This is a genomic window from Leclercia sp. 1548 (assembly GCF_050435045.1).
Lineage (GTDB): Bacteria > Pseudomonadota > Gammaproteobacteria > Enterobacterales > Enterobacteriaceae > Enterobacter > Enterobacter adecarboxylatus.
On the sequence record NZ_JBNDJP010000002.1, the window covers coordinates 220,939 to 242,754 of the forward strand.

Annotated in this window: 24 protein-coding genes; 18 read left to right on the forward strand and 6 right to left on the reverse strand. The window is 55.6% G+C overall.

Features of this window, described 5'->3' with window-relative positions; translation table 11 throughout:
• Window positions 1–25 precede the first annotated feature (25 nt).
• From ABIE02_RS06350 to hisP, 14 genes are all read left to right on the forward strand, one after another.
• Window positions 26–1,039 carry an aspartate-semialdehyde dehydrogenase gene (locus tag ABIE02_RS06350; protein ID WP_059307462.1) on the forward strand — a complete coding sequence of 338 codons (1,014 nt, stop codon included), beginning with the start codon at window positions 26–28 and terminating at the stop codon, window positions 1,037–1,039.
• Window positions 1,039–1,851: a tRNA pseudouridine(38-40) synthase TruA gene (gene truA / locus ABIE02_RS06355; RefSeq protein WP_032612848.1), complete on the forward strand. Its 813-nt coding sequence runs from the start codon at window positions 1,039–1,041 to the stop codon at window positions 1,849–1,851. Before ABIE02_RS06350 ends, truA begins: the two co-directional genes overlap by 1 nt.
• Before the next feature lie 27 nt (window positions 1,852–1,878).
• Entirely contained in the window at window positions 1,879–2,538 is a 660-nt protein-coding gene (locus tag ABIE02_RS06360) for a DedA family protein (protein WP_059307463.1), read from the forward strand.
• 142 nt (window positions 2,539–2,680) lie between these two features.
• A complete protein-coding gene (gene accD / locus ABIE02_RS06365) occupies window positions 2,681–3,586 on the forward strand; it encodes an acetyl-CoA carboxylase, carboxyltransferase subunit beta (protein ID WP_032612845.1) in 906 nt (301 codons plus the stop codon).
• Window positions 3,587–3,654: 68 nt separating this feature from the next.
• On the forward strand, window positions 3,655–4,923 hold the full coding sequence (gene folC, locus ABIE02_RS06370; RefSeq protein ID WP_059307464.1) for a bifunctional tetrahydrofolate synthase/dihydrofolate synthase: 1,269 nt from the start codon (window positions 3,655–3,657) through the stop codon (window positions 4,921–4,923).
• Window positions 4,913–5,620, forward strand: coding sequence for a cell division protein DedD (dedD, locus tag ABIE02_RS06375; RefSeq protein WP_059309083.1), 708 nt, complete (start codon window positions 4,913–4,915; stop codon window positions 5,618–5,620). Before folC ends, dedD begins: the two co-directional genes overlap by 11 nt.
• 219 nt (window positions 5,621–5,839) lie before the next feature.
• A complete protein-coding gene (gene cvpA, locus ABIE02_RS06380; protein ID WP_032612840.1) occupies window positions 5,840–6,328 on the forward strand; it encodes a colicin V production protein in 489 nt (162 codons plus the stop codon).
• A 33-nt stretch (window positions 6,329–6,361) separates the two neighbouring features.
• Window positions 6,362–7,879: an amidophosphoribosyltransferase gene (purF, locus tag ABIE02_RS06385; protein ID WP_032612838.1), complete on the forward strand. Its 1,518-nt coding sequence runs from the start codon at window positions 6,362–6,364 to the stop codon at window positions 7,877–7,879.
• Between the two features lie 89 nt (window positions 7,880–7,968).
• Window positions 7,969–8,538, forward strand: a complete 570-nt coding sequence (locus ABIE02_RS06390) for a UbiX family flavin prenyltransferase (RefSeq protein WP_077227431.1) — start codon at window positions 7,969–7,971, stop codon at window positions 8,536–8,538.
• Window positions 8,539–8,835: 297 nt separating this feature from the next.
• A complete protein-coding gene (gene argT / locus ABIE02_RS06395; protein ID WP_032612833.1) occupies window positions 8,836–9,618 on the forward strand; it encodes a lysine/arginine/ornithine ABC transporter substrate-binding protein ArgT in 783 nt (260 codons plus the stop codon).
• 240 nt (window positions 9,619–9,858) lie between these two features.
• Window positions 9,859–10,641 carry a histidine ABC transporter substrate-binding protein HisJ gene (gene hisJ / locus ABIE02_RS06400; RefSeq protein WP_059307466.1) on the forward strand — a complete coding sequence of 261 codons (783 nt, stop codon included), beginning with the start codon at window positions 9,859–9,861 and terminating at the stop codon, window positions 10,639–10,641.
• Between the two features lie 88 nt (window positions 10,642–10,729).
• Window positions 10,730–11,416: a histidine ABC transporter permease HisQ gene (locus ABIE02_RS06405; protein ID WP_032612829.1), complete on the forward strand. Its 687-nt coding sequence runs from the start codon at window positions 10,730–10,732 to the stop codon at window positions 11,414–11,416.
• Window positions 11,413–12,129 (forward strand): ABC transporter permease, encoded by a 717-nt coding sequence (locus tag ABIE02_RS06410; protein ID WP_032612827.1) that lies wholly within the window; start codon window positions 11,413–11,415, stop codon window positions 12,127–12,129. Before ABIE02_RS06405 ends, ABIE02_RS06410 begins: the two co-directional genes overlap by 4 nt.
• Before the next feature lie 8 nt (window positions 12,130–12,137).
• Complete coding sequence (gene hisP / locus ABIE02_RS06415; RefSeq protein ID WP_032612825.1) at window positions 12,138–12,911, forward strand: histidine ABC transporter ATP-binding protein HisP; 774 nt, start codon at window positions 12,138–12,140, stop codon at window positions 12,909–12,911.
• A 128-nt stretch (window positions 12,912–13,039) separates the two neighbouring features.
• Here the strand turns inward: hisP and ABIE02_RS06420 are convergent, their stop codons facing one another.
• The 4 genes from ABIE02_RS06420 to yfcG are packed head-to-tail and all read right to left on the reverse strand — an operon-like array spanning window position 13,040 to window position 15,563.
• A complete protein-coding gene (locus ABIE02_RS06420; RefSeq protein WP_164540728.1) occupies window positions 13,040–13,549 on the reverse strand; it encodes a GNAT family N-acetyltransferase in 510 nt (169 codons plus the stop codon).
• 57 nt (window positions 13,550–13,606) lie between these two features.
• Entirely contained in the window at window positions 13,607–14,500 is an 894-nt protein-coding gene (locus tag ABIE02_RS06425) for a TIGR01777 family oxidoreductase (RefSeq protein WP_059307469.1), read from the reverse strand.
• A gap of 19 nt (window positions 14,501–14,519) precedes the next feature.
• Complete coding sequence (gene folX, locus ABIE02_RS06430; protein WP_032612819.1) at window positions 14,520–14,882, reverse strand: dihydroneopterin triphosphate 2'-epimerase; 363 nt, start codon at window positions 14,880–14,882, stop codon at window positions 14,520–14,522.
• Window positions 14,883–14,933: 51 nt separating this feature from the next.
• Window positions 14,934–15,563: a GSH-dependent disulfide bond oxidoreductase gene (yfcG, locus tag ABIE02_RS06435; protein ID WP_032612817.1), complete on the reverse strand. Its 630-nt coding sequence runs from the start codon at window positions 15,561–15,563 to the stop codon at window positions 14,934–14,936.
• Window positions 15,564–15,706: 143 nt separating this feature from the next.
• Between yfcG and yfcF the strand changes: the two genes are divergently transcribed.
• Genes yfcF through yfcD form a run of 3 tightly spaced genes read left to right on the forward strand, consistent with a single transcriptional unit; the run spans window position 15,707 to window position 17,545 of the window.
• Complete coding sequence (yfcF, locus tag ABIE02_RS06440) at window positions 15,707–16,351, forward strand: glutathione transferase (protein WP_163603174.1); 645 nt, start codon at window positions 15,707–15,709, stop codon at window positions 16,349–16,351.
• 44 nt (window positions 16,352–16,395) lie between these two features.
• Window positions 16,396–16,947, forward strand: a complete 552-nt coding sequence (gene yfcE, locus ABIE02_RS06445; RefSeq protein WP_164540724.1) for a phosphodiesterase — start codon at window positions 16,396–16,398, stop codon at window positions 16,945–16,947.
• A gap of 55 nt (window positions 16,948–17,002) precedes the next feature.
• Entirely contained in the window at window positions 17,003–17,545 is a 543-nt protein-coding gene (gene yfcD / locus ABIE02_RS06450; protein ID WP_032612811.1) for an NUDIX hydrolase YfcD, read from the forward strand.
• 55 nt (window positions 17,546–17,600) lie between these two features.
• On the opposite strand, the gene pta is transcribed toward yfcD, so the two are convergent.
• Window positions 17,601–19,739: a phosphate acetyltransferase gene (gene pta, locus ABIE02_RS06455; protein ID WP_032612808.1), complete on the reverse strand. Its 2,139-nt coding sequence runs from the start codon at window positions 19,737–19,739 to the stop codon at window positions 17,601–17,603.
• A 76-nt stretch (window positions 19,740–19,815) separates the two neighbouring features.
• Window positions 19,816–21,018, reverse strand: a complete 1,203-nt coding sequence (ackA, locus tag ABIE02_RS06460; RefSeq protein WP_032612806.1) for an acetate kinase — start codon at window positions 21,016–21,018, stop codon at window positions 19,816–19,818.
• A 336-nt stretch (window positions 21,019–21,354) separates the two neighbouring features.
• Between ackA and yfbV the strand changes: the two genes are divergently transcribed.
• Window positions 21,355–21,810, forward strand: a complete 456-nt coding sequence (yfbV, locus tag ABIE02_RS06465) for a terminus macrodomain insulation protein YfbV (protein WP_032612804.1) — start codon at window positions 21,355–21,357, stop codon at window positions 21,808–21,810.
• Window positions 21,811–21,816: the final 6 nt, after the last annotated feature.

Genomic DNA, 21,816 nt, shown 5'->3' on the forward strand with positions numbered 1-21,816 from the left:
TTTTTTATTTCTGGAGTAAACCACCATGTCTGAAGGCTGGAACATTGCCATACTGGGCGCTACGGGCGCCGTGGGTGAAGCCCTGCTCGAAACCCTTGCCGAGCGTCAGTTCCCGGTGGGGGAGATCTTTGCCCTGGCGCGTAATGAAAGCGCAGGTGAACATCTGCGTTATGAGGGCAAATCGGTACGCGTTCAGGATGCGGCTGAATTTGACTGGACCCAGGCGCAGCTGGCCTTTTTCGTAGCCGGGGCTGAAGCTTCCGCAACTTATATCGAAGAAGCCACCAACGCCGGCTGTCTGGTGATTGATTCAAGCGGCCTGTTCGCTCTTGAGCCGGATGTGCCGCTGGTGGTGCCGGACGTAAACCCGTTCGTGCTGGCCGACTACCGTAACCGTAATATCATCGCCGTACCGGACAGCCTTACCAGCCAGTTGCTCACTGCCCTGAAACCGCTGATTGACGATGGCGGCTTATCTCGTATCAACGTCACCAGCCTGCTGTCGGCCTCTGCCCACGGCAAAAAAGCGGTAGATGCGCTGGCCGGACAGAGCGCGAAGCTGCTGAACGGGATTCCGGTAGACGATGAAGATTTCTTTGGTCGTCAGCTGGCCTTCAACATGCTGCCGCTGCTGCCGGATCGCGAAGGTAGCGTGCGTGAAGAGCGCCGACTCGTCGATGAGGTACGTAAGATCCTGCAGGACGACGGGCTGATGATCTCCGCTAACTGCGTACAGTCGCCAGTGTTTTATGGTCATGCCCAGATGGTAGGCTTCGAAGCCATGCGTCCGCTGGCAGCGGAAGAGGCGCGTGACGCTTTTGCCCGCGGCGAGGACATCGAGCTGTCCGAAGAGAGCGCGTTCCCGACCCAGGTAGGCGATGCAACGGGTAACGCCCGCCTTTCCGTTGGCTGTGTCCGCAACGACTACGGCATGCCGGAGCAGATCCAGTTCTGGTCAGTGGCTGACAACGTTCGTTTCGGTGGCGCGCTGATGGCGGTGAAAGTCGCTGAAAAACTGGTGCAGGAGTATCTGTACTGATGTCAGAAGTGGAACAAAAGCCGGTCCATAAAATTGCCCTCGGGATTGAGTACGATGGCAGTAAATATTATGGCTGGCAGCGTCAGAACGAGGTGCGCAGCGTCCAGGAGAAACTGGAGAAAGCGCTCTCTCAGGTGGCAAATGAGCCTGTAAATGTCCTGTGCGCGGGGCGTACCGACGCGGGTGTCCACGGCACGGGGCAGGTGGTGCATTTTGAAACCACTGCGGTGCGCAAAGACGCGGCCTGGACGCTGGGGGTAAATGCGAATTTGCCTGGAGACATCGCGGTTCGTTGGGTCAAAACTGTGCCGGACGATTTTCACGCGCGTTTCAGCGCAACTGCGCGTCGCTACCGTTACATCATCTACAATCAGCGTCTGCGTCCGGCGGTGTTAGGCCAGGGCGTAACGCATTTTTACGAGCCGCTGGATGCCGATCGCATGCACCGCGCGGCACAGGCACTGATTGGCGAAAACGACTTTACCTCGTTTCGTGCGGTACAGTGCCAGTCGCGTACGCCGTGGCGCAACGTGATGCACATTCACGTCAGCCGGTATGGCGCGTATGTCGTGGTCGATATCAAAGCCAATGCCTTTGTACATCATATGGTGCGGAATATTGTTGGCAGCCTGATGGAAGTGGGCGCCGGACACCAGCCGGAGAGCTGGATTGCAGAGTTGCTGGCAGCGAAGGACCGAACCCTGGCAGCAGCAACGGCGAAAGCGGAAGGACTCTATCTGGTCTCGGTTGATTACCCGGATCGTTTTGACCTTCCAAAACCGCCAATGGGCCCGCTGTTTTTAGCGGACTAATAGCTGTGCAATAAAGGTTTAGACAATATGGATTTTATTCGCTTTCTGATTGATTTCATTCTGCATATTGATGTTCACCTGGCAGAGCTGGTCGCTGATTATGGCGTCTGGGTCTATGCCATTCTGTTCCTGATCCTGTTTTGTGAAACCGGGCTGGTGGTGACGCCGTTCTTACCGGGCGATTCGCTGCTGTTCGTGGCGGGGGCGCTGGCCTCTCTGGAAACCAACGACATCAACGTTCACCTGATGGTGGTTCTGATGCTTATCGCCGCGATCCTTGGCGATGCGGTGAACTACACTATAGGTCGTTTGTTTGGCGAGCGGTTGTTCAGTAACCCGGACTCGAAGATCTTCCGTCGCAGCTATCTCGATAAAACCCATGCGTTTTATGAGAAACACGGCGGTAAAACGATTATTCTTGCGCGCTTTGTGCCTATCGTCAGGACCTTTGCCCCCTTTGTTGCGGGAATGGGTCATATGTCGTACCGTCACTTCGCGCTGTATAACGTCACTGGCGCGCTGTTATGGGTGCTCAGCTTTACCTACGCAGGCTATTTCTTCGGTACCATTCCTATGATTCAGGAAAATCTCAAGCTCCTGATTGTAGGGATTATTGTGGTCTCCATTCTGCCGGGCGTGATCGAAATTATTCGTCACCGGCGCGCGGCGGCAAAACAAGCGAAATAAAAGCACAACTGCGGTTCGACCACTTTTTTATCCAAAGTTTCGGGCTGTTATGTTTTAATGTGCAACATTCATGGTCTGTCGGGGGCAAAAATGGCATTATGCGCCCCTTACAGCAAACCTGGTTCAGGCAGAAAGGTTATCAATGAGCTGGATTGAACGAATTAAAAGTAACATCACCCCAACCCGCAAAGCGAGTATTCCTGAAGGGGTGTGGACCAAATGTGACAGCTGTGGCCAGGTCCTGTACCGCGCCGAGCTGGAGCGTAATCTGGAAGTTTGTCCTAAGTGCGATCATCACATGCGTATGTCGGCGCGTAACCGCCTGCATAGCCTGCTGGATGAAGGTTCTCTGGTTGAACTGGGCAGCGAGCTTGAGCCGAAAGATGTGCTGAAGTTCCGCGACTCCAAAAAATACAAAGACCGTCTGGCCTCTGCGCAGAAAGAGACCGGCGAGAAAGACGCCCTGGTCGTGATGAAAGGCACCCTGCACGAGATGCCGGTTGTGGCGGCAGCGTTTGAGTTCTCCTTCATGGGCGGCTCAATGGGTTCCGTGGTTGGCGCGCGCTTCGTGCGTGCGGTAGAGCAGGCGCTGGAAGACAACTGTCCGCTGATCTGCTTCTCCGCCTCCGGTGGTGCCCGTATGCAGGAAGCGCTGATGTCGCTGATGCAGATGGCAAAAACCTCCGCCGCGCTGGCGAAAATGCAGGAACGCGGTCTGCCGTACATCTCCGTACTGACCGACCCGACCATGGGCGGCGTATCGGCGAGCTTCGCGATGCTGGGCGACCTGAACGTTGCTGAACCGAAAGCGTTGATCGGCTTTGCCGGCCCGCGCGTTATCGAGCAAACGGTACGTGAGAAACTGCCGCCGGGCTTCCAGCGCAGTGAATTCCTTATCGAGAAAGGCGCTATCGACATGATCGTTCGCCGCCCGGAGATGCGCCTGAAATTGGCCAGCATCCTGGCGAAGCTGATGAATCTGCCGTCGCCGAGCCCGGATGAACCGCGCGAAGGCGTGGTAGTACCGGATCAGGAACCCGAGGCCTGATAACTCAAAAGGGCAGGGCCAGTGGCGCTGCCCTTTTGCTTTCTAACCGTAACTGAAAAGCGCGCAACATGGAAAATATCACTCTTCCCCAAGCCACGTCGCCTCTGGCCGCGTGGCTTTCTTATCTGGAAAACCTGCACAGTAAAGCCATCGACATGGGACTTGAGCGCGTCAGCCAGGTAGCGGCGCGCCTTGATGTTCTGAAACCGGCTCCTTTTGTTTTTACCGTCGCGGGCACCAACGGCAAAGGCACCACCTGCCGCACGCTGGAATCCATGCTGATGGCGGCAGGCTATAAAGTGGGCGTCTACAGCTCGCCGCATCTGGTGCGCTATACCGAGCGCGTGCGGGTGCAGAACGCAGAGTTAGCCGAATCGGCGCATACTGCCGCGTTCGCAGAAATTGAAGCCGCGCGCGGTGATATCTCGCTGACCTATTTTGAATATGGCACGCTGTCGGCGCTGTGGCTGTTTAAGCAGGCGCAGCTGGACGTGGTGATCCTCGAAGTCGGGTTAGGTGGGCGTCTGGACGCCACTAACATTGTGGATCCAGACGTGGCGGTGGTGACCAGCATCGCGCTGGATCATACCGACTGGCTGGGGCCAGATCGGGAAAGCATTGGCCGTGAAAAAGCCGGTATATTCCGGGCCGGTAAACCGGCCATTGTCGGTGAACCCGATATGCCGCACACCATCGCTGACGTGGCGCAGGAGAAGGGCGCCCTGTTGCAGCGTCGGGACGTCGACTGGCGCTACAGCGTGACAGAAAGTGGCTGGCGCTTTGAAGACGCCAAAGGCGCGCTGGAGAACCTGCCGTTGCCGCAGGTGCCGCAGCCGAACGCCGCCACTGCGCTGGCCGCACTGCGCGCCAGCGGTCTGACTGTTAACGAGCAGGCTATTCGCGACGGCATTCAGCAGGCGATTCTGGCCGGACGTTTCCAGATCGTCAGCGAATCACCGCGTCTGATTCTGGATGTCGCCCATAACCCCCATGCGGCTGCCTATCTCGCCGGACGTCTCAAATCATTGCCAAAAACCGGGCGCGTGCTGGCGGTTATCGGTATGCTTCATGATAAAGATATTGGCGGCACGCTGGCCTGCATGGAGAGTGTGGTCGATAGCTGGTATTGTGCACCTCTTGAAGGTCCGCGTGGGGCTACGGCCGAACAGCTGATGCAACACCTCGGCCAGGGCCAGACCTTTGCCAGCGTGGAACTGGCGTGGCGCGCGGCAATGGCGGACGCCAGACCAGAAGATACCGTGCTGGTGTGTGGATCTTTCCACACGGTGGCACATGTCATGGACGTAATGGATGCGGGGAGAACCGGTGGCAAGTAAGTTTCAGAACCGTTTAGCAGGCACCATTGTGCTGGTGGCGCTGGGGGTCATTATTCTCCCGGGGCTGCTTGATGGACAGAAAAAACATTATCAGGATGAGTTTGCGGCGATCCCGCTGGTGCCGAAACCTGGCGACCGGGATGAGCCGGATATGCTGCCAGCGGCGACACAGGCGTTACCTGCTCAGCCGCCGGAAGGCGCGGCTGAAGAGGTGCAGGCGGGCGATGCCGCGGCACCATCCTTAGATCCGTCGCGTCTGGCGTCCGGTAACAATAACGAACTGGATCCCGTTCCGGCGCCGGTCGAGCAATATGCGCCAAAGCCGGTGCAAAAACCGAAACCGGTTGAGAAGCCGCAGCCAAAACCTCAGCGCGATAACACCAGCCAGCAGCTGGCGGCGGCGACGGAAACCCCACCGGCCAAACCGGCGGCAGAAGAGAAACCGGCGCCAACCGGTAAAGCCTATGTCGTGCAGCTCGGCGCATTGAAAAATGCCGACAAGGTTAACGAGGTGGTGGCTAAACTCCGTGGCGCGGGGTACCGCGTTTACACTTCACCTACGACGCCGGTACAGGGTAAAATCACCCGTATTCTCGTCGGCCCTGATGCATCTAAAGATAAGCTGAAAGGGTCGCTTGGAGAGCTGAACCAACTCTCCGGCCTGAGCGGCGTGGTGATGAACTACAACGTTAATTAATGTAGTTTTTTTCCCCTCCCACTGCTGCTTTTCTTTAAAGGAGAGTGCCGGAGGAGTGGAGGGCAGGCGTCCGAAGAGACGCAACGGCCAGTGGCGTTGATTATTTTTTCAGCGCCTTTTTTATTTACGCGTGGGAAGGAAATCCCTACGCAAACGTTTTCTTTTTCTGTTAGAATTCGCCCCGAACTGGATGACAGGGCGTTTAATCGTGGGACGTATATGGTCTGGATTGATTACGCCATCATTGCGGTGATAGGTTTTTCCTGTCTGGTTAGCCTGATCCGTGGCTTTGTTCGTGAAGCGTTATCGCTGGTAACCTGGGGCTGTGCCTTCTTTGTTGCCAGTCATTACTACACTTACCTGTCTGTCTGGTTCACGGGCTTTGAAGATGAACTGGTTCGAAATGGGATTGCCATCGCGGTGCTGTTTATCGCGACGCTGATTGTCGGCGCCATTGTTAACTACGTGATTGGCCAACTGGTTGAAAAAACCGGTTTGTCAGGAACGGACAGGGTGCTCGGGATCTGTTTCGGTGCATTGCGAGGCGTGTTGATTGTCGCCGCGATACTGTTCTTCCTTGATACCTTTACCGGGTTCTCAAAAAGTGAAGACTGGCAGAAATCGCAGCTGATCCCGCAGTTCAGCTTCATCATCAGATGGTTCTTCGACTATCTGCAAAGCTCGTCGAGTTTTTTGCCCAGGGCATAAACCCTGAGATGTGGCTTAACGAGGAAATGACGAATGTGCGGTATTGTCGGTATCGCCGGTTTCATGCCGGTAAACCAGTCTATTTATGACGCATTATCGGTGCTTCAGCACCGTGGGCAGGATGCCGCGGGTATCATCACCATTGATGCACACAACTGCTTCCGTTTACGTAAGGCTAACGGCCTGGTAAACGATGTGTTTGAAGCCCGCCATATGCAGCGTCTGCAGGGTAATATGGGTATTGGTCACGTTCGTTACCCTACCGCAGGCAGTTCCAGCGCCTCTGAAGCGCAGCCTTTCTACGTTAACTCTCCGTATGGCATCACGCTTGCCCACAACGGCAACCTGACCAATGCCCACGAGCTGCGTAAAAAGCTGTTTGAAGAGAAGCGTCGCCACATTAACACCACTTCAGATTCTGAAATTCTGCTTAACGTCTTTGCCAGCGAACTGGATAACTTCCGTCACTATCCGCTGGAAGCCGACAACATTTTTGCTGCCGTGGCGGCCACTAACCGTCTGATTCGCGGTGCCTATGCCTGCGTAGCGATGATTATCGGCCACGGTATGGTCGCGTTCCGCGATCCGAACGGTATTCGCCCGCTGGTGCTGGGTAAACGCGATATTGGCGATGGCCGTACCGAGTATATGGTTGCCTCCGAAAGCGTGGCGCTGGATACCCTGGGCTTTGAGTTCCTGCGTGACGTTGCCCCGGGCGAAGCGGTCTATATTACTGAAAAAGGCCAGCTGTTCACCCGCCAGTGCGCGGAAAACCCGGTCAGCAACCCGTGCCTGTTCGAGTACGTCTACTTTGCCCGTCCAGACTCCTTCATCGACAAAATCTCCGTCTACAGCGCCCGTGTGAACATGGGAACCAAGCTCGGTGAGAAGATTGCTCGCGAGTGGGAAGATCTGGATATCGACGTGGTTATCCCTATCCCGGAAACCTCCTGCGATATCGCGCTGGAGATGGCGCGTATCCTGGGTAAACCGTATCGTCAGGGCTTTGTGAAAAACCGCTACGTTGGCCGCACCTTTATTATGCCAGGCCAGCATCTGCGCAGGAAATCAGTGCGCCGTAAGCTGAATGCCAACCGCGCTGAGTTCCGCGACAAGAACGTTCTGCTGGTGGATGACTCCATCGTGCGTGGCACCACTTCAGAGCAGATTATCGAGATGGCCCGTGAAGCGGGTGCGAAGAAGGTCTATCTGGCTTCTGCGGCACCGGAAATTCGCTTCCCGAACGTGTACGGCATTGACATGCCGACCGCTAACGAGCTGATTGCTCACGGTCGCGAAGTGGATGAGATCCGCCAGATCATCGGTGCCGATGGCCTGATTTTCCAGGATCTCAACGATCTGATCGACGCGGTGCGCGCCGAGAACCCGGATATCCAGCAGTTTGAGTGTTCGGTGTTTAACGGCATCTACGTTACTAAAGACGTGGACCAGCAGTATCTCGACTACCTCGACTCTCTGCGTAACGACGATGCGAAAGCCGTGCAGATGGCAAACGATCTCGAAAGCTTAGAGATGCACAACGAAGGTTAATCGTCATTACAGGCGAGGGCGTCTGCCCTCGCTTGCAACTCCCGCCAAAATCCTGCACAGTCAGCCCAGTTACAGTAAGGGCGATAATCATGAAACGATTGATAGTAGGGATCTCAGGGGCCAGCGGCGCGATTTACGGTGTCCGTTTGCTTCAGGTATTACGCGACGTCGCAGACGTTGAAACCCATCTGGTGATGAGCCAGGCCGCGCGTCAGACTCTCTCTCTCGAAACCGACTATTCCCTGCGTGACGTTCAGGCATTGGCCGACGTGGTGCATGATGCGCGCGATATCGCCGCCAGCATCTCCTCCGGCTCGTTTAAGACCGCAGGCATGGTGATCCTGCCTTGTTCCATTAAAACCCTCTCCGGCATCGTCAACAGCTACACCGATACCCTGGTGACCCGCGCCGCTGACGTGGTGCTGAAAGAGCGCCGCCCGCTGGTACTCTGCGTACGCGAAACCCCGCTCCATCTGGGCCATCTGCGGCTGATGACTCAGGCGGCCGAACTGGGCGCGGTGATCATGCCGCCGGTCCCGGCGTTTTATCACCGTCCGCAAAGTCTGGATGAGGTCATAAATCAAACGGTGAACCGGGTGATTGACCAGTTCGACATTGAACTGCCGGACGATCTCTTTACCCGCTGGCAGGGCGTCTGACGGGAAAGATGACCTGCCGTGGGGCAGGTCAGCGCAACGTGCCCTGTTTCAGGGCAATTCTGCAACCGCGATCATATCCTCAACATTTAATTCCTTTTTTCCTTTCTTCCCACTGCGGTTCGTTTGGCAGACCTGCTATCTTTCACCATTAAGGCAATCTTGCAACCTTTCGTTAACAAATTTAACGCCGTAGTTTTGCGCCAGACGCAATCTGGCATAAGACCTGCAAGAGATCGCCTGCAACAACACACAACATCATCTATTACATAATAAAATCACGACACTTGAGGGTAATGTATGAAGAAGACGGTTCTGGCTCTGTCTTTGCTGGTGGGATTAAGCGCAGCGGCAAGCAGCTATGCGGCGCTCCCACAGACCGTACGTATCGGTACTGACGCGACCTATGCGCCGTTCTCATCGAAAGATGCGAAGGGCGACTTTGTTGGGTTTGATATCGACCTGGGGAATGAGATGTGCAAACGCATGTCCGTGAAATGCACCTGGGTGGGCAGTGACTTTGATGCGCTGATCCCATCGCTGAAAGCCAAGAAAATCGACGCGATTATCTCTTCGCTCTCTATCACTGAGAAACGCCAGCAGGAGATCGCTTTCTCTGAAAAACTGTACGCAGCCGACTCACGCCTGATTGCGGCGAAAGGCTCCCCTGTTCAGCCCACCATCGATTCCCTGAAAGGTAAGCACGTTGGCGTCCTGCAAGGCTCCACGCAGGAAGGCTTTGCCAATGCCAACTGGCGTGAAAAGGGCGTTGATGTCGTGGCTTACCAGAACCAGGATCTGATCTATTCCGACCTGGCCGCAGGGCGTCTGGATGCCGCTTTCCAGGATGAAGTCGCAGCAAGCGAAGGCTTCCTGAAACAACCGGCAGGGAAAGAGTTTGCTTTTGCTGGCCCGTCGGTTAAAGACAAAAAGTACTTTGGTGACGGTACCGGGATCGGCCTGCGTAAAGACGATACCGAGCTGAAAGCGGCCTTTGATAAAGCCTTTACCGAACTGCGTAAAGACGGCACCTACGACAAACTGGCGAAGAAATACTTCGACTTCAATGTCTACGGCGACTAACCGTTACTGACGGGTGCGCACCATAATGGCTCACCGTTATGGTGCGTAGCGGCAATTGCGAACCATCGCGGTGCAACCACTGTGCCGGGCTGGTTATAAAGTGAATAGTTAAGCACTCGCAATGCACTTTTTCGCGCGTGCGGGGCATAATCTTTTGCCTTGCCGCGGCGATTAATGGCACATTAAGAGCAGCCCGTCGGCGTTAAAATCCCGTAAGAAGACAGTCTGTTGAGGATAGATATGAAAAAACTGGTGTTGTCACTTTCTCTGGCTCTGGCCTTTTCCAGCGCCACTGCGGCGTTCGCAGCAATTCCGCAAAAAGTTCGTATTGGTACTGACCCGACTTATGCCCCCTTTGAATCGAAGAATGCGCAGGGTGAACTGGTAGGATTTGATATCGATTTGGCGAAAGAGCTGTGCAAACGTATCAAAACAGAGTGTACCTTCGTTGAAAACCCACTGGATGCGCTGATCCCTTCGTTGAAAGCGAAAAAAATCGACGCCATTATGTCGTCTCTCTCCATCACCGAAAAACGCCAGCAGGAGATTGCCTTCACCGATAAGCTTTATGCAGCGGATTCCCGTCTGGTGGTGGCAAATTCTTCTGATATCCAGCCAACCCTGGAATCGCTGAAAGGTAAGCGCGTGGGCGTGCTGCAGGGCACTACCCAGGAGACTTTCGGTAACGAACACTGGGCACCGAAAGGGATTGAAATCGTCTCTTATCAGGGCCAGGAAAATATTTATGCTGACCTGACCGCGGGCCGTATCGATGCCGCCTTCCAGGACGAAGTCGCTGCCAGCGAAGGCTTCCTGAAGCAGCCGGTAGGGAAAGATTACAAGTTCGGCGGTCCGTCTATTAAGGACGAGAAACTCTTCGGCGTAGGTACCGGCATGGGGCTGCGTAAAGAGGACAACGAACTGCGCGAAGCGCTGAACAAAGCCTTTGCCGAGATGCGTGCGGACGGTACTTACGAAAAACTGGCGAAGAAATACTTCGACTTTGATGTCTACGGTGGCTAAACCCCCCACTCAATAACGTGCGGCCCCTCCTGTTACGGGAGGGGAAAAGACACGGCGTCACCACTCACGACACGACAGGGCAGGCGGTATGCTGTACGGATTTTCTGGCGTAATTTTACAAGGCGCACTCGTCACCCTTGAACTGGCTCTCAGTTCGGTGGTGCTGGCGGTGTTAATAGGCCTGGTGGGCGCGGGCGCGAAGCTTTCGACCAATCGGGCACTGGTTCTGCTGTTTGAAGGCTATACCACCCTGATCCGTGGTGTGCCTGACCTGGTGCTGATGCTGCTGATTTTCTACGGTCTGCAAATCGCTCTCAACGGCATTACGGATGCCATCGGTATGGCGCAGATTGATATCGATCCTATGGTGGCCGGTATCATTACCCTGGGCTTTATCTACGGGGCCTACTTTACTGAAACCTTCCGCGGAGCCTATCTCGCAGTGCCGAAAGGGCATATCGAAGCGGCCACTGCATTCGGTTTTACCTCCTCTCAAACCTTCCGCCGTATTATGTTTCCGGCCATGATGCGCTTTGCGCTGCCGGGCATCGGCAACAACTGGCAGGTTATCCTCAAGGCAACGGCGCTGGTCTCGTTACTGGGGCTGGAAGATGTGGTGAAAGCCACGCAGCTCGCGGGCAAAAGCACCTGGGAACCGTTCTACTTCGCCATCGTGTGCGGGCTGATTTATCTGGTGTTTACCACCGTTTCCAATGGTGTGCTGCTGCTGCTCGAGCGTCGCTACTCCGTGGGTGTGAAGAGGGCTGACCTGTGATCGAGATTATTCAGGAATACTGGAAATCACTGCTGTGGACCGACGGATACCGCTTTACCGGTGTGGCGATCACCCTCTGGCTGCTGATTGCGTCTGTGGTGATGGGTGGCATTCTGGCGATATTCCTTGCCATTGGCCGCGTGTCGAATAACAAATACATTCGCTTCCCTATCTGGCTGTTTACCTACATTTTCCGCGGTACGCCGCTCTATGTGCAGCTGCTGGTCTTCTACTCCGGGATGTATACCCTGGAGATCGTGAAGGGCACAGAGATGCTGAACGCGTTCTTCCGTAGCGGGCTGAACTGTACCGTGCTGGCATTGACGCTGAATACCTGTGCCTACACCACCGAAATCTTCGCCGGGGCGATTCGTTCCGTTCCCTATGGCGAGATTGAGGCGGCGCGGGCCTACGGTTTTTCCTCTGTGAAGCTCTACCGCTGCATTATTCTGCCGTCGGCGCTGCGCATTGCGCTGCCTGCCTACAGCAACGAAGTGATTTTAATGCTGCACTCCACCGCGCTGGCGTTTACCGCCACCGTACCGGATCTGCTGAAGATTGCCCGTGACATTAACTCGGCAACCTATCAGCCGTTTACTGCCTTCGGGATCGCGGCTGTGCTCTATTTAATCATTTCTTACGTCCTGATTAGCCTGTTCCGCAAAGCGGAAAAACGCTGGTTGCAGCACATAAAACCTTCTTCGACGCACTGAGAATTAAGATGGCTGAGAACAAATTAAACGTTATCGATTTGCACAAACGCTACGGCGAACATGAAGTGCTGAAAGGGGTGTCGCTGCAGGCAAATGCGGGCGATGTGATCAGTATTATCGGCTCATCAGGGTCGGGTAAAAGTACCTTCCTGCGCTGCATCAACTTCCTCGAAAAACCGAGTGCCGGCAAGATTGTGGTCAGCGGCGAGAACATTAATCTGGTGCAGGACAAAGATGGTCAGCTGAAGGTGGCGGATAAACACCAGCTGCGGATGTTGCGTACCCGCCTGACGATGGTGTTCCAGCACTTCAACCTCTGGAGCCATATGACGGTGCTGGAGAACGTGATGGAAGCGCCGGTGCAGGTGCTGGGCTTAAGCAAGCAGGAAGCCCGCGCCCGTGCGGAAAAATACCTGGCGAAGGTGGGCATCGACGCGCGTCAGCAGATTAAATACCCGGTGCATCTGTCCGGTGGTCAGCAGCAGCGTGTCTCTATCGCCCGTGCGCTGGCGATGGAGCCGGAAGTGCTGCTGTTCGACGAACCGACCTCGGCGCTCGATCCTGAACTGGTGGGTGAAGTGCTGCGTATTATGCAGCAGCTGGCCGAAGAGGGAAAAACGATGGTGGTGGTAACTCACGAGATGGGCTTCGCCCGTAACGTCTCCAACCACGTGATTTTCCTGCATCAGGGCATAATCGAAGAGCAGGGGCACCCGGATGAGGTGCTGGCGAATCCGAAGAGCCCACGTCTGCAGCAGTTCCTGAAAGGATCCTTGAAGTAGATGAGATGTCCGCCCCCTTCCTGTGGGAGAGGGCATCAGGCCGCACGACCGCTGTTAACGCCCGGTGGCGCTACGCTTACCGGGCATACGGTTTTGGCAGGTCGGGTAAACGCAGTCCCGCCCTGCATTCAGGCCACATCACTCTCCAGCCGGTACACCCAGTCGTCGTAGCGCACACCGTTAATCTCATACGCCTTTTCCAGTATCTGGGTGCGCACAAATCCTGCTTTTTCTAATACCCGGACCGAACCGCCGTTATCCGCCAGCACGTACGCATTAACCGCATTTACCCCCACCCGAATAAACGCATATTCACAGACGGCGCGCAGCGCCTCGCTGGCAATCCCCCGGCCCTGTGCGGCGGGGATCACCGTATAACCAATATCGGCTTCTTCAGGATACGTATTGCTAATTTGCAGCCCAATATCCCCCAGCGGGGTGTCATCATCGTGAGTGCGAATAACAAAGGTATGCGGAGCAGTCAGGCGGATGGCAAACAGGCGTCGGGTCTCTTTTTCCGGCGCGATAGCGGCCATATAGCGCATGATCTCAGGCGATTCGCGTAGCGTACGGAAAAAGGGCCAGTCAGATGGCTCAAAGGGGGAAAGTGTTAGCCTGGAAGTGGTGATCGTTGCCATTGTTACGCCTGAACCTGAGATCGGGCATAACAATGTAGCACAGCCGATCGGGCAGATTTAACCTACCACATCTCCCAGGGCCTCTTCTAAATCGTACCACCTGAAGGCAAACCCGGCGGCCTCAAGGCGCTTCGGTAGCGCGCGCTGACCGCCCAGCACCAGCACTGAGGATTCTCCCATCAGCATGCGGACAGCGGTGGCCGGTGCGCGAATGACAGCAGGGCGATGCACTGCATGCCCCAGAGCATGGGCGAACTGCTCGTTACGAACCGGGTAAGGGGAGACCATATTGAACGGGCCGCGCAGATCGTTATCCAGCAGCCAGAGAATGCCGTTTACCATATCATCAATATGGATCCACGCCAGATACTGACGGCCAGTGCCGATCGGCCCGCCCAGTCCCAGCTTAAATACCGGCAGCATCTTCGCCAGAATCCCGCCTTTCGGCGCCAGCACCACGCCAGTGCGGAGCAGGCAGACGCGAGTATGATCGCTCTGTGCCCCGCAGGCGATCTGCTCCCAGCGGGCACACAGTTTATGGGTAAATTCGTTGTGCGGCGGTTCCTCTTCGGTGACCACCACTTCGCCTAAATCGCCGTAATACCCCGTTGCTGAACCGGAGATGAATACCGAGGGCGGGTTGTCGCTGGCCTTGAACATATCCACCAGTCGTTGGGTAATGTTCCAGCGGCTGTTGCACAGCCGCTGCTTCTGATCTTCAGTCCAGCGTTTGTCGGCGATGGGTTCCCCCGCCAGATTGATGACGGCGTCAAACCCATTAAGATCCTGATGCTCGGTTAGCCCTTTCCAGATAGTGATGCCGGAGCCGAGTGCCTGACGCGCTTTCTCGGGACTGCGTGTCACCACCGTTATCTCATGGCCCAGCGTCTGTAAGCGGGGGATGAGATGCCGGCCAATCAGGCCAGTACCGCCGGTTACCAGGATCTTCATACAACCTCCAGGGTTGCGCCTAGCGTTGCCAGCTTAACGTCATTGAGACGGAGTCGGCATAGCGCAGCGCGTGAAGTTTATCGATTTCTACTTCAGCATAGGTGACCCAGTGATGTTCGCGTGCGATATCCAGCACATCCTGAGTTAATTTTTCCAGCAAAGAGAATCGGTTACTCTCGACGTGCTGAATAATGCTTTTAGTGACGGTGCGATAGTTAAGTGCGTCATTGATATCTTCACTGTCCCGGGCTTTATCGGCCGGGTAGTGGATCACCACATTAACCACGATATCCTGACGGTTAGCGCGCTCCTCCTCTTTGATACCGATATAGGTGCGCAGGCGTAAATTTTTAATACGAATAATCGCGTCGTTCTGGGACATTGCAGGCTTCCTCCGTGTCATTATCGGCACCATAATACATGAGGAAAGCGTTTATATCTGCTGTGCTTTTTGCATGGCGCGTTCGGTTGCCGGTCGGGTACGGATGCGCTCAAACCAGTTATTCACCGCTGGCCACGACGCCAGGTCTACGCGATGGCTTTCTCGGGTATTGACCCACGGCCAGCAGGCGATATCTGCGATGCTGTAATGATCGCCTCCCAGCCACGGTGATTTTTCCAGACGCTTATTCAGAACGTTATAGAGCCGTTGCGTCTCCACCTGGAAACGTTCGATAGCGTAGGGGATCGGCTGCGGCGCAACGTGGTTAAAGTGGGCGTTCTGACCGACCATCGGCCCCAGCCCGCCCACCTGCCAGAAGAGCCACTGTAGGGTGACATGGCGTTCCCGTAATTCACCGCTCAGCAATTTACCGGTTTTTTCCGCCAGATAGAGCAGGATCTCGCCGGACTCAAACAGGCTCAGCGGTGCACCGCCATCGTCAGGATCATGATCGACGATGGCCGGAATTTTATTGTTAGGCGAAATGGCAAGAAATTCAGGGCGGAACTGCTCACCTTTGCTGATATCAACCGGCAGGATGCGGTAATCCAGCTGGGCCTCCTCCATAAAAAGCGTGATTTTATGCCCGTTGGGGGTCGGGGCGTAGTAAAGGTCAATCATCGCAACTCCTGTCATAACGATTATCGCGGCATAGGATCGAGTATAGGCGGTGATGATAAATCGTGAGTTTTCATCAAGTGACAGCCGGAGCAGGAGGTTATATTTTGGATATCAACCATCACCCGAAGCGTTACGAGGACCTTATGAGCCAACCTGCAATTACCTTGTGGTCAGATGCCGATTATTACTCCCCTTATGTCATGAGCGTGTATGTCGCGCTGGCCGAGAAAGGTTTGCCCTTTACCCTGAAAACCGTTGACCTCAGCCGGGGTGAAAACCGCCAGCCGCATTGGCGGGGCTATGCCCTGACCCGTCGCGTGCCGGTGCTGGAGAATGACGGCTTTGAACTGAGCGAATCTTCTGCCATCACTGAATATCTGGAGGAGCATTTTGCGCCGCCGGAGTGGGAGCGGATCTACCCCCTGGACCTGCAAAAACGCGCCCGTGCGCGGCAAATTCAGGCGTGGCTGCGCAGCGATTTGGTGCCGATCCGCGAGGAGCGCTCTACCGACGTAGTATTTGGTGGAGTGAAAAAACCGGCCCTGAGTGAAACCGCACAGCGGGCAGCCAACCAGCTTTATGATATCGCCGCTTCCCTGCTTGCCCACGGCCAGCAAAACCTGTTCGGCGAGTGGTGTATCGCAGATGCGGATTTGGCTCTGATGCTCAACCGTCTGGTGCTCAATGGTGATGACGTGCCGCAGCAGCTGGTGGATTACGCTAACTTCCAGTGGCAGCGGGCTTCCATACAGCGCTACGTGGCGTTGTCGGCGAAGCGGGCGGGCTGATATTCCGGTATGATGGGGCAGCATTTCGACATAAGGAAACTCTGATGAAGTTGATGTTTGCCTCGGACATCCACGGCTCGCTGCCGGCGACCGAACGGGTGCTTTCGCTGTTCAACCAGAGCGGGGCGCAATGGCTGGTGATCCTCGGAGATGTGCTGAACCATGGCCCACGCAATCCGCTGCCCGAAGGCTATGCGCCTGCTGAGGTCGCTGGGCGGCTCAACGCTTACGCGTCGCGGATTATCGCCGTTCGCGGCAACTGCGACAGCGAAGTTGACCAGATGCTGCTGAACTTTCCCATTACCGCGCCCTGGCAGCAAATCCTGCTGGAGAATAGCCGCCTGTTTGTTACCCACGGTCATCTTTTTGGCCCGGAGAATCTGCCCACGCTGAATGCTGGCGATGTGCTGGTTTACGGCCATACTCATATTCCGGTCGCCGGGAAACAGGGCGACCTTATACATTTCAATCCTGGCTCGGTCAGCCTGCCCAAAGGCGGCTTTCCCCCCAGCTACGGCATGCTGGAAGGAAACCATTTGTGCGTTATGACGCTGAATGACGGCCAGGTTATTGCGCAGTCAGAGATTAATCCGTAATTTACTCCTCAACAGTAAAACGCGCCGCGAGAGCGCTTTAAAGAGAAGGTTTCCGATGGTGGAGCACAGTCATTTGGCAAGTACGGAATGGGTGGATATTGTCAACGAAGACAATGAGGTAATTGCACAGGCGAGCCGCGAGCAGATGCGGGCGCAGCGTCTGCGTCATCGCGCGACCTATATCGTGGTGCATGATGGGATGGGCAATATTCTGGTTCAGCGCCGTACCGAAACGAAAGACTTCATGCCCGGGATGCTTGATGCTACCGCCGGTGGCGTGGTGCAGGCCGATGAACAGTTACTCGATTCCGCCCGCCGCGAAGCGGAAGAGGAGCTGGGGATTGCTGGCGTACCGTTCGCCGAACATGGGCAGTTCTATTTCGAAGATGACCACTGCCGCGTCTGGGGAGGCCTTTTCAGCTGCGTCTCCCACGGCCCGTTTGCGCTGCAGGAAGAAGAGGTGAGTGAAGTCTGCTGGATGACCCCGGCTGAAATCACCGCCCGTTGTGATGACTTCACCCCCGATTCGCTGAAAGCGCTGGCCCTGTGGATGAGCCGCAACGCCAGCAACGAGCCGGTTAAGCACGAAGAAGCGTAATCGCGACCATAAAAAAAGGCGACCATCAGGTCGCCTTTTTGCGTTTAGATACTGCTTACTGCTGGGAAGACTGGATCGCGGTCAGGGCGATGGTGTAGACGATATCGTCTACCAGCGCGCCACGAGACAGGTCGTTCACCGGCTTGCGCATACCCTGCAGCATCGGCCCGATGGAGATCAGGTCGGCTGAACGCTGTACCGCTTTATAGGTGGTGTTACCGGTGTTCAGATCCGGGAAGATGAACACGGTAGCACGACCCGCAACTGGCGAGTTAGGCGCTTTGGATTTCGCTACGTCAGCCATAACCGCGGCGTCATACTGCAGCGGGCCATCGATAACCAGATCCGGGCGTTTTTCCTGTGCAATACGGGTCGCTTCACGCACTTTCTCAACGTCGCTACCTGCACCAGAAGTACCGGTGGAGTAGGAGAGCATTGCAACGCGCGGTTCGATACCGAAGGCAATCGCGGAGTCCGCAGACTGGATGGCGATCTCGGCCAGCTGTTCAGCGGTCGGATCCGGGTTGATCGCGCAGTCACCGTACACGTATACCTGTTCCGGCAGCAGCATGAAGAACACAGAAGAGACCAGCGAGCTGCCTGGGGCTGTTTTGATCAGCTGCAGCGGTGGACGGATGGTGTTCGCAGTCGTGTGAACAGCACCGGAAACCAGACCATCAACTTCGTCCTGCTCCAGCATCAGCGTACCGAGCACCACGTTGTCTTCCAGCTGTTCGCGGGCAACGGCTTCAGTCATGCCCTTGCTCTTACGCAGCTCGACCAGACGGGCAACGTAGCTTTCGCGCACCACTTCCGGGTCAACGATTTCAATACCAGAACCCAGCTCAACGCCCTGAGAGGCGGCAACACGGGTGATCTCATCCGGGTTACCCAGCAGCACACAGGTCGCGATACCGCGCTCGGCACAGATGGCAGCCGCTTTAACGGTACGCGGTTCGTCGCCTTCTGGCAGAACAACACGTTTGCCCGCTTTACGCGCCAGCTCGGTGAGCTGATAACGGAAGGCTGGTGGAGAGAGGCGACGGCTGCGCTCGGAGGTAGCAGTCAGGGATTCAATCCAGTCAGCATTGATGCAACCGGCAACGTATTCCTGCACTTTCTCGATGCGCTGATGGTCATCAACCGGCACTTCCAGGTTGAAGCTCTGCAGGCTCAGAGAGGTCTGCCAGGTGTTGGTGTTAACCATGAAGACCGGCAGGCCGGTAGCAAAGGCGCGTTCGCACAGCTTGCTGACGCGTGGGTCCATTTCATAGGCACCGGTCAGCAGGATCGCACCGATTTCCACGCCGTTCATCGCCGCGAGGCAGGCTGCAACCAGCACGTCAGGACGGTCTGCGGAGGTCACCAGCAGGGAACCTGCACGGAAGTGCTCCAGCATGTGCGGAATGCTACGCGCACAGAAGGTCACGGACTTCACGCGACGGGTGTTGATATCGCCTTCGTTAACGATGGTCGCGTTCAGGTGGCGCGCCATGTCGATCGCACGGGTCGCGATCAGGTCGAAGCTCCAGGTCACCGCGCCCAGCACTGGCAGAGAACTGTATTCCTGCAGCTTAGCGGGATCGATTTTCACGATCTGCGCTTTGGACGAGTCGTCGAAAATTTCAGACAGGTCAGGGCGGGTACGGCCTTGCTCATCCACCGGGGCGTTCAGTTTGTTCACGATCACGCCGGTGATGTTGCTGTTTTTCGCGCCGCCGAAGCTGCTGCGGGTCAGCTCAATACGCTCTTTCAGCTGTTCCGGGGTATCAGTTCCCTGGGACATTACGAACACGATTTCTGCGTTCAGCGTTTTGGCAATTTCGAAGTTCAGGGACTGGGCAAACTGATGCTTGCGCGTCGGAACCAGACCTTCAACCAGCACGACTTCCGCATCCTGTGCGTTAGCGTGATAGTTAGCGATGATCTCTTCCATCAGCACGTCTTTCTGGTTGCTGGAAAGCAGAGACTCAACGTGGCTCATCTTCAGCGGTTCAGCGGCGGGCAGATTAGAGTTCGCACGAACGATAGTGGTGGTCTGGTCTGGCGCATCGCCACCAGCACGTGGTTGAGCGATAGGCTTGAACACGCTCAGGCGAACGCCTTTACGTTCCATCGCACGGATCACACCGAGGCTGACGCTGGTCAGGCCTACGCTGGTTCCGGTCGGGATCAGCATAATAGTACGGGACACGATTTATCCTCTTTCGTTACCGCCGAAAACGGGCGGGCTACAAAACAGCACCGCCAGCATTGCTGGCGGTGTGGAATCAGGCAGTCAGACGGCTCGCGTCTTGCGCGATGACCAGCTCTTCATTGGTTGGGATAACCATTGCCAGAGTGGTGCCTTCTTTGTTGATGAAGCCAGACTTACCAAAGCGCGCAGCCAGGTTACGGTCATGGTCAACTTCAAAGCCCAGCACGCCCAGTTTGCCCAGGGACAGCTCGCGCACCATTGCCGCGTTCTCACCGATACCACCGGTGAAGACCACGCCGTCCAGACGACCGTCCATCAGCGCAGTGTAAGAACCGATGTATTTCGCCAGACGGTGGCAGTAAACGTCCATTGCACGTTTAGCGTCTTCTTTCTCTGCGTAGTTGTCTTCAACGTAACGGCAGTCGCTGGTGACTTCGGTCAGACCCAGCAGGCCAGACTCTTTGGTCAGCATTTTGTTGATATCTTCAACGCTCATGCCCAGGGTATCGTGCAGGTGGAAGATGATCGCCGGGTCGATATCACCGGAGCGAGTACCCATCACCAGACCTTCCAGCGGGGTCAGACCCATAGAGGTATCAACGCATTTGCCGTTACGGATAGCAGAAACGGAACCGCCATTGCCCAGGTGGCAAGTGATGATGTTCACTTCTTCTACCGGCTTGTTCAGCATTTTCGCGGCTTCTTGCGTCACGTAGAAGTGGCTGGTGCCGTGCGCGCCATAGCGGCGAACGCCGTGCTCTTTATACAGTTTGTACGGCAGGGCGTAGAGGTAAGACTCTTCCGGCATGGTCTGGTGGAACGCGGTATCAAACACGGCCACGTTTTTGTCTTTCAGATGCGGGAAGGCTTTCAGCGCTTCAGTGATACCGATCAGGTGAGCCGGGTTATGCAGCGGTGCAAAAGAAGCGGAGTCTTTAATGCCCTGAATAACAGAGTCATCGATGATCACAGACTTGGTGTACTTCTCGCCACCATGAACGATACGGTGACCGATAGCGGTCAGCTGAGCGGACAGTTCTGGTTTTTGTGCCAGAATAGTGTTAACGATAAAGTTCAGCGCTTCGCTGTGAGCGGCGCCTGCACCTAAAGCCGCTTCCTGTTTGCTGCCGTCCATTTTCCACTTAAGACGTGCTTCAGGAAGATGGAAACATTCGGCCAAACCAGAAAGGTACTCTTCACCGTTGATCGCATCGATGATAGCGAATTTAAGTGAGGAGCTACCGCAGTTCAGAACCAGTACTAACTTACTCGACATGGAAGTACCTATTATTGATACGTGGCTAAAAAAACGTCAGTGAGTCAAGGATCGTAGCGCAAGATATCGCTGACATTTATGATTAACATCATGCCCGAAGTACATTTTGGCATGACGAAAAGAATACATATGATTTTATGCCATTTTGCGCATTTTTCCGGCAATGGCATAATGTGCGATAATTTGACGAGTGAACATTCCTCGTCTAAGGCCTTTGCAGGCCGGCACAGGATACCCGATACTGGGTAGCCCTGACAAAAGTTTTTGAACGTTGTCATGACCAGTTGTGGTTTTGCACGAATATTTTAATTTTTATATGTGAAGTTGAGGTAAGCCATGTCGACACCTGTGAACCCTTCCGTGAGCTTTTTTAGCCTGTTTCGCCGGGGACAGCATTACTCTAAGACGTGGCCACTGGAAAAGCGCCTCGCGCCCGTCTTTATTGAAAACCGGGTGATTCGCGCCACCCGCCACGCTATCCGGCTGATGCCGCCCATCGCGGTCTTCACCCTGTGCTGGCAGATTGCGCTGGGTGGGCAACTTGGCCCAGCGGTAGCTACCGCCCTGTTTGCCCTGAGCCTGCCGATGCAGGGATTGTGGTGGTTGGGCAAGCGTTCGGTCACCCCGTTGCCACCATCGGTGTTGTCCTGGTTCTATGAAGTGCGCGGTAAGTTGCAGGATGCCGGTCAGGCGCTGGCGCCGGTCGAGGGTAAACCCGACTATCAGGCGCTGGCAGATACCCTGAAGCGGGCATTTAAGCAACTTGATAAAACATTCCTCGATGACTTGTGATTGATC